At 54.0% G+C, this 8,187-nt stretch carries 8 protein-coding genes; 2 read left to right on the top strand and 6 right to left on the bottom strand.

The window, feature by feature from the left end; genetic code table 11:
* Positions 1–270: 270 nt before the first annotated feature.
* From WD430_RS22555 to WD430_RS22540, 4 genes are all read right to left on the bottom strand, one after another.
* A complete protein-coding gene (locus WD430_RS22555) occupies positions 271–432 on the bottom strand; it encodes a hypothetical protein (protein ID WP_339106514.1) in 162 nt (53 codons plus the stop codon).
* Between the two features lie 479 nt (positions 433–911).
* Complete coding sequence (locus WD430_RS22550) at positions 912–1,421, bottom strand: hypothetical protein (RefSeq protein ID WP_339106513.1); 510 nt, start codon at positions 1,419–1,421, stop codon at positions 912–914.
* Between the two features lie 939 nt (positions 1,422–2,360).
* Positions 2,361–2,510 (bottom strand): hypothetical protein, encoded by a 150-nt coding sequence (locus WD430_RS22545; RefSeq protein WP_339106512.1) that lies wholly within the window; start codon positions 2,508–2,510, stop codon positions 2,361–2,363.
* A complete protein-coding gene (locus tag WD430_RS22540; protein ID WP_339106519.1) occupies positions 2,507–5,101 on the bottom strand; it encodes an HTH domain-containing protein in 2,595 nt (864 codons plus the stop codon). Before WD430_RS22540 ends, WD430_RS22545 begins: the two co-directional genes overlap by 4 nt.
* An 869-nt stretch (positions 5,102–5,970) precedes the next feature.
* On the opposite strand from WD430_RS22540, the gene WD430_RS22535 reads away from it, so the two are divergent.
* Positions 5,971–6,702, top strand: coding sequence for a recombinase family protein (locus WD430_RS22535; protein WP_339106518.1), 732 nt, complete (start codon positions 5,971–5,973; stop codon positions 6,700–6,702).
* Positions 6,703–6,741: 39 nt separating this feature from the next.
* Here the strand turns inward: WD430_RS22535 and WD430_RS22530 are convergent, their stop codons facing one another.
* Positions 6,742–7,086 (bottom strand): ribbon-helix-helix protein, CopG family, encoded by a 345-nt coding sequence (locus WD430_RS22530; RefSeq protein WP_339106517.1) that lies wholly within the window; start codon positions 7,084–7,086, stop codon positions 6,742–6,744.
* Positions 7,087–7,421: 335 nt separating this feature from the next.
* On the opposite strand from WD430_RS22530, the gene WD430_RS22525 reads away from it, so the two are divergent.
* Entirely contained in the window at positions 7,422–7,664 is a 243-nt protein-coding gene (locus WD430_RS22525; RefSeq protein WP_339106516.1) for a hypothetical protein, read from the top strand.
* Here the strand turns inward: WD430_RS22525 and WD430_RS22520 are convergent.
* Positions 7,661–8,137, bottom strand: coding sequence for a hypothetical protein (locus WD430_RS22520; RefSeq protein ID WP_339106515.1), 477 nt, complete (start codon positions 8,135–8,137; stop codon positions 7,661–7,663). The genes WD430_RS22525 and WD430_RS22520 overlap by 4 nt on opposite strands.
* Between the last annotated feature and the right edge of the window lie 50 nt (positions 8,138–8,187).

Below are 8,187 nucleotides of genomic sequence, written 5' to 3'. Positions count from 1 at the left end.
CAGCCGAATACATAGAGCGGATTGAACCAACCACCGGGAGGATAGGCCGGCCGGCCGAGGAAATTGAGATATATCAGGTACTCGAGTTAGGTCTGACTCGAATCACTTCTCCGGCTAATCGGAAGATAGATACCTAGACATTCCCGATAGAAATACAATAAGCGAAACTACCGAAGTGACGACCGACAAGATAGAGCAGCTCGCCAGAGAGAAGAAGCAAGCAGCCAAAGCCGAACGCGAGGCGATTGAACCCCCCCATCGGAGGACGAACTAGAACAGTATCTCGAACAGCGACTTCCCGAACTCGAGCAGCGGGGCGTTCCGGTTGAACATGAGTGCCTCAACTGCGATGTGACGTTTGACCATCCTGTTCTGCCAGAGGAGACCGACGGGACGCACGTAACGATCTGCCGGGACTGTGCTGAGGATCACCTTCGAGACGCCGGATTCCTATAAAGCAAATTGTTTATAGGCCTTCTTTCTACTTCAGTTTGGGAAATCTTCCGGATAGACGCCTCAACGACCGTGGTTTAGATACACGAGGGCAAGGGTCCGAGCGGGTAGATCGGGTGCTTGCCCTCGAGTACCGAAACAGGGTTGTAGATGCGTCTCTCCGGTCGAATGCAGGGAAAAGAGGATCCGTCTAAATCAGGTCGATGGTTCGAAGGTAGGCTTCGGCACAGTCCCGGCAGAGTGTTTTGTTGAACGTATCTTCTGGGAACACTCGGTCGGTGACAGTCACACCGCATGGACCACACTCGAGTTCCCTTGTAACGTCCCGCTGCTTGAGTTCGGCCGGCTCGCGTACGGCTTGCTTCTTCTCTCTGACGCGCTGCTATATCTCGTCGACCTAAAAGAAATGCCCGAAAAATGTCCCGAATTACCGGAGTTGATGCGATTGGTTTCTATCGTTATGCGGGGGTTCCGGTCATGCCGTTATCGTCTCCGAGGCCGAGGTCGAGAGAGATGTCGACAGCTCCACCATCGCCGCCGTCACCGCCCGTAGCGGACTGACTCACTTCGGCATAGTTCGTCTGAGTCACGTCCTGAGACTGGTTAACTGCGGACACAACCGTGGTGCTACCAGCGTTCTGATCGTTATTGTCGTCGCTATCGTCCTGGTAGTCGTCGCTATCGTCCTGGTGGTCGTCGTGTTTGTCGTCCTTGTAGTCGTCGTGTTTGTCGCTGTCGTCGTTGTTGTCGCTACTGGCAGCGCTGTCGTCGTTGTTGCTGCTACTGGCAGAGGCTTCAGCAGTGGCCTCCTGCGCGTTGTTGTTCTGCTGGTTCACCTCAGCGATGTTGACTGCGTCACCGCCGTCACCGCCGTCCCCACCGAGGTCAACGCTTACCTCTTGTGCAGCTGCTGTTCCGGCGAGTCCCATAACCATGAGACCGCCAACCATTCCGACCGTCAGTAGCATTACGATTGCACGTTTCATATGTATTCACGGGCACGTACCGTTCGTGAGATTGTGCTTGGCTATCATCACTCGTGGCACGTTACCCGGTTGTGCCCTATTCCGGGAGCCCATTTGAAGCCAGAGAATAGTTACGAGAAGGATATCGGGATTGAGAAGATAGGTTGTGCCTGAGTACTCCAATAATGCCTGACGGCGTCGACCTGTTCCAGAAGCACTGTCTTTCACTGTTTCAAAACTGTTTCTTGGGAATTGCCCTATTATCATGATTTACTAAAAGAATCCGTACAAATAATATTACTGTATCTAAAAATTATAATTTATTTAAATGTATTTATATTTTAGTAATAAATATGAGGTTTATTCTGTTGTTTAGCGTACTACGTAATGTTAATTATACGGATTTATTGGGGACGCTTTCACCCATTTAACAAATTAAACAATTAGAGCTGGATGATGTTTCACAAATAAACAATAGATATCTGCAAAACAGCCGATAGGATTTTTATAGTACGTCACGTAGTCCCACCTGCACCGGAAGGTGCAACGAGATTGCGCGTTACCCCGGTGGTGAGGCATAGCCGCGTTGTCCAACGTGTTGCCCAACGTGTTGCTCAACGTGTTTTTGTACCTCATCACCGAGGTTAATCTCCGAGATCGCTACCAAGGTTCCAAAGAACTCTAACAAGAGCTATGCATATCTGCCCAATTCATCAAGCTTAGGAACTATCTATTCATCCAGACCTATAAATAGTGTAAAATAGGCCGGAACCACACATGCCGAATGCGCCGACGAGGGCGAGAAATACGCTGCGCTGCTTGAGTGCATTCATGTACTTCGAGGGCATCATAGAACAGGGATGATAGGTGCTCTCTCGAGGGTTTCTGATGATTCCGTGGTGTGCTATGGGGGGGTAGTTGTTTCATAGACTGAACAGCAGACTATTCCTCGAGGACCTCGACGAGCTGCTTCCCGAATCCAAACATGGGGCGCGAACTCCCGTCGACAGTCTCGGGGTCAACGACCACCTTTGATTCGAGGTCTACACAGTCGATTTCAAACGCTTCTAACGTCGTTTGATCCGTGCTCATGCTATCGCCTCCGTTGTCTCAGTAATCGCAATCTGTTCGATCTCCGGCCCCATCGTCACCGTCTCCACAAGCTCCGGGATCTCCGTGCCCGTGAGTGTCGCTGCAAGCTTCGTCCACACGCACAGGCGGTCATCGTCCAATAGCAGCCACGGTTCAGGCAGCCAGAAGAGGACTCCTGCTATCGGATCATCAGGATCGCCGTACCGTCCTGGCGGGAGCGTTCCCTCAAGGAGAGCATCGATCGCATCCATGAATCCCATATCGCCGAACTCCGGCGTGACCGGACTCTGTCGCTCATCACGGGTTCTGAACGACAAGAGGAGACGGTAGCCGTCGTCTCCAACGTGAAGGAGTCCAAGCGCCTCGAGTTTGTCCCGGTGGTTCCGAATCGTCTGTGCGGACACATCAGCGCGTTCTGCTAACTCTTTCTGCGGGAGACGCTTCTCCGCACATAGCAGCGTGTAGACGATCGACGAGACGGACGGAGCCATATCCGGGAGGATTCTCTCAGGCCCAAGTCTCGCCAAGGCGTACCGGAGTTCATCGGGACGAATCTCTCGAGTGTTGTCCTCGTTGCCGAGTTTGGAGAGTGCTCGAGCAGCGTCGTAGGGACTGCCCACAAGTCCGTAGAGTAGCGAGACTACCGATTGAGTTGGATGCATCCCTTTCTGCCAGAGGATCCGTGCAGTGACGTCCTCGAAGGCCTCACGTCCACACTCTTCACGAATCGGAATCTCGATGTTGAACTCGGGTGCGTCTTCGTGGAGTTCAACAGGCCTCTCGAGACGACGCTTAAGGACGGGAGCGAACCGGTGGACGTCCTTGCCCCGAATAACGAACGAACCGATAAGCGAGCCAACGGGAGCACTCGCATCTATATCCGGCGTGATAGCACGCTGGCGCTTCTCGTCACGATCCTCGTACAGCTGGCGGTAGCCGACGTAATGATCCGCGTACGCCGACTGGATTGCCGCCGAACGTGCAATGGATTCAGCAAGTGGTTCGTAGTGACGGCCAGCGTCGAGTTTCTCTGGCAGACGGATCTCACGGACTAAGTCAACGCCGGCGAGATCAAGGATATGGACTACTGCACCGGCAAGACCGTGCGACCAGCGCATGATCTTCCCACGGATCGCCGAACGCTGCTCGCTGTTCTCTGCTTTCGTCGTGAGGTCCTCGATCTCTTCACCACGTGCTACAATAGCGTCCCGGAATTCACTCGGATTATCAAGTGCCTTATCAGTGATCCCAAGGTTACGAGCGTCCCGAAGGATACAGTCAGGAACCTCCTCAACGATCTTCTCGAGACGGTCAACCGTGAGTGTCTTGTGCAATAACTTCGGGTCACTCAACGCAAGTGCGGTCCCCACCAGGTACTCGTACTCTCCGCTCGCTCGTACAGCAATCACCGCTTCGTCCTTGTCCTCATCGTAGCTAACCCACCTAATCCGGTCGTTCTGTTCCCAGTCCACCGGCTCTTTCACTAGGTTAATGCCGTTCTCTGTTGCGCTGGCTGCAGCGGCGTGGTGTTCGTAGGCTGGTAAATACTCCGCCTTATATGGGGCCGTCCCCTCATCACCATCTTGAGGCGGCCGGGTACACACGCCCTGTGGACTACTATTTGGGGTTGATTCAACGCACTCATCAAGCCGACTCTGTCGGGTGATTACGTCCAGATACACCTCTCCAACGTGGGTTAGCGTGATTGCTGCCTTCCCGTACCATTCAGTCCGGTCAACGAGTCCAAGAGGGACTAGTTTCTGCGACACGTGGTAGCGAACGGTCTCACGGCTAACTCGAGTCTCACGGACGAAATCGTCGTATTTGAGGGTCTGAGACCCCTCATCGTCGAGCATTCGGAGGTACTTCACCGGCTTACTGTCTTCGCCGAGTTCATCCACCGCGGCGGTCACCTTCTCATCTATCTCGGCAGACAATAGCCTATCCCGACGGGAGGGATTGCACTCACATTCAACGCTGGCCGGGAGTTGGTCACGGTGGAACTTCCACAAGAACGTTCGTTCGATCTGACTCTCTGCAACCAGCGTCACGTCACACGCGCTTGCGAGGTCGACGACGAACGACAGAACTTGGTCCCGTTCGCTGGCCTTCGTCTCGTCGGGGTTGGTGAACTCGCTGTCAATCACAACTGCCACAGTCGGCGTCACATCGGCCTCGCGAAGAATTGGGAGTGCACCACTCCGGATATCTTCTTCGTCCGATGAGAAGCCAGGACCGAGCGGAGAGTGTCCTGTACCGAGCTGTCGCGTGTACTCGAGCAGGTTCAGTGCTGCTTCTTTGCCCCCACGTGCGATGTTAATGCACGGCGTTCGGTAGGCACCTCGGAGTGCCGTCACGCCGATCTCCGTGAGATAGTCGTCGAACTCCCGTGGCGTTCGGCCGGTTGCTATCTCTCGGATGGCCTCGAGAAGTGTGTTCTTCATGTCAGCGGCATCGAAGAGGGCCGCGTGGACGCTCGAGAGGTTCCATGTGTCTGGTCGAACGATTACGTTGGTATCGACCGGTGGCTGTTCGGACAGTGTAAGACCGCTGCTATACGCCGTATCGTCAGAATCCGTAGTTTCCTTCATTTACCCACGTCGTGAACGCAGGCGTATCCGTGGGATGGAGGGAAGGCACAAGTTCTATAGCCAAGGACAGCAAATGAACTCATGTATCCACCATCCCGGATACGCTCCACACTTCGGACAGGCTAAGCCGCTTTTGGAAGGGGGGCTTTGGCCTGTCTGAACTATTCATTCCGGACATCAATTATTCGTATAGCGACAGGTTTTCTCGGAAATAGTCGTCGTAACTTTGTCCTGCCTTTGCTACCCTAATCCTATCACACAACTCTGACGAGATAGGAACAGTTGTGTAACCGCTTTCAGTGGAAGGGGGGCTGTCCGTCATTGGATGCGATTAATCTATTGTGTCACGGGGTTATAAACATTATTGTACGAAATTGGATAGTTGGGGAATTAATGTTGAATATCAAACTTTACTATTGACGTGCTATAACGTCCTATAACGCCATATACACGGTGTTTGCATGTATCGAGTGACGCACTATTTAGAAGGTCATAATTCTGGTATATAGGACTAATATTATAATCTGGCATGGATATTTTCCCAAGATTTTCAGGGTCTAAGCACATCTACCCCCCACTAAGAGATAGCCGCCTCCGTTTAAAGTGGTATCACAATTGATCAAATTCATATCCTACTGAGTGAGCACATACTTAAGGGACATTATTCGTCACCCTCACAGACGACCTCACATAGCTCTTCGAGCAAATCGGGGTGATGCTCCTCGAGAAGTGCAACGTGCATTTCCGAGGGGGAGTGCGGTGAGCAGTAGGAGGGTCTGACCCTGTAAGCGGGTACTGGTCCGCTTACAGGCTGTAAACAAGTTCTGTTCTTTAAGTGCCCTTCTGGGGAGCCATGTGGTGAAAACAAGATGACCTACGCAACCTACATCCGAGCGAGTACAGACGACCAGACAGACGCGCACCAACGGGAGAGTATCAACGAATGGCTTCGCGAGCACGACGTTGATCCCGCGACCGTCGATCGCTACGCCGACCTCGGTCAGTCAGGAGCAAGTGACGATCGCGAACAATTCAACCAGCTGCTCGAGGCCATTGACTCCGGCGACTATACGCACGTCGTGTGTTGGGAGATTAGTCGACTCTCTCGAAAGGGTGCGACACTACAGCGATTCTTCGATACCTGCGAGGACACTGGAACGACCGTCGTGATAACGGACGGCGCCGTCGAGAAGGTCACGCCGGACGGGCAAGGTCGATTCGTCGCGGACATCATCGGCATGGTCTATCAGCAAGAGCGACGGACGCTCATTCGGCGGATAGAGGCCGGACAGAGTCGTGCACAGCGGGAGGGGAAATGGTTAGGTCAAGTCCCTGCCGGGTTCACGCGCGACGGTGACGGTTATCTGCAGCCGATTATTGACCCGGATCACGACGCTGGCGAAACGGGGTATCTTGAACTCCGCGACGCGCTCGAACGGATCGACGACGGCGAATCATACCGTTCGGTTGCGGCCGGATTGCCGATCACGCGACAGTCGCTCTCGAATATCTATCGGGATGACGAGCGCCGTCGGTGGTATCTTGAGGCCGCCTCCGACGATGACGCCGTGCACGACGCACTCGAGTCCGTCAGAACGTGAATACACGTGCCGATGAGTTGTCCTCTGCTCAGTAAATCGTCATGCTTCTTGCTCATCATCGACTGGCACACCCGTTAGTTTCCATTTCATGCGTGTGAGTAGACCGGCTTGGTCGACCATTCGCTGGCGTTGATCGCGGTAGCGTTCGACCTCTCGCTGTTTCTCGACATACTCGACAATCTCGGATACATCGTCTTGGCGAGCGTTCGTCTCAGTGAGCTTTCGCTCGAGGCGATCGCGTTCGGTTTTGATTTCTTCGTACTCGAGGCCACGCGAAAGGAGTTCACGGATCGCCTCTGACCGGTTTCCGTCGTGTTCGGCTTCGGCATATTCCTCGAGTGATTCGTTCGTATCACTCGGTACTTTGACCGTGATTTGTTCCATTACCGAGATGATTCGATCGGACCACCAAGTAATTCAGTCAGACGTTCCTCGGATTGATGAGACCTTCAGAGAAATTATCGTGACTATTGGTTTATCCACTCGCTGCATATCGGTGGCTACTCACTATCGGAATCCACTCCTCGAGAAACCGGTCCGCCAGTCGTTACTTGAAGCGCTTGCTGTGGAGATGAGTCCAATAACAAGACGCTGCGAAAATCAGGAACGTTATCTGGCCGAACGATGGCGTTCCGACGAGACCGATCAGGACCGGTCGTGCCATTGCCCAGATCATCACTGGCCCAAACAGCCGAGCAAATCCGCCGGGAAGGAATCGAATGAGATTCCAGACCACCCGGAAGTGTCCTTTCGCGGCCTCTCGAGCCGGGTCGTTCTCCCTATTCGCCGTCATCGTCCCCACGACCGGCGAGGACGAGACACTAGCTGTCGACGACCTCGAGGTCTATATTGACGGGATGTCCGTGCCGCTCTCGTCACTCGGGGTTGACGACGATCGCGACGTCCAGGACGAGGGCGACGACGGTGGGACGCTCGATAAGTTGGTCGGCCAGCTTGACTAATTCTCCCGCTGCTTCAATTTCTTCTCGACTTCCTCGCTGATTATCTGCCTGAGGTCCTCGTCGAGAGCACTCCGAACGACGTCTTTCAAATTCTCGACGTCGTCCTCGAGTTCATCAATCCGGTCGTTCAGTCCCTCAATCGTCTGAGGGCGGTCCTCCCGTCCCTCTACCTCGTCGATCCTCTCCAGGAGGTCGGCGCCGGCGTCGGTCAGCTCCCAGACAATCGCGTCCCGACCACGGCCGATCGGCTCCCTACCGACCTCGCGAATGAGTCCCTCGTTGCGAAGCCATCCGAAGTGATAGCGAGTGCTCCCCTCTGGGATCTCCGTCTCAGTCGCTTGCTTGACCGAGGACGTGTTACCCTCGCCACCGATCGCCCGAAGCGCCTCGAGGAGTGATTGCCGAATGTCGCCAAGCCGGCCGTGGACGTCCTCGATCGAGTCCGATCTCTCGCTTTGCTTAGACTCGCTCATAGTAACGATAACAAACCAGAGGACAATAGAATTATCGTCTCTTATCGTAC

This window comes from Haloterrigena sp. KLK7, from assembly GCF_037914945.1.
GTDB lineage: Archaea > Halobacteriota > Halobacteria > Halobacteriales > Natrialbaceae > Haloterrigena > Haloterrigena salinisoli.
The sequence above is the reverse complement of the archived record's forward strand: the minus strand, read 5'-3'. Positions and strand labels throughout refer to the sequence as shown.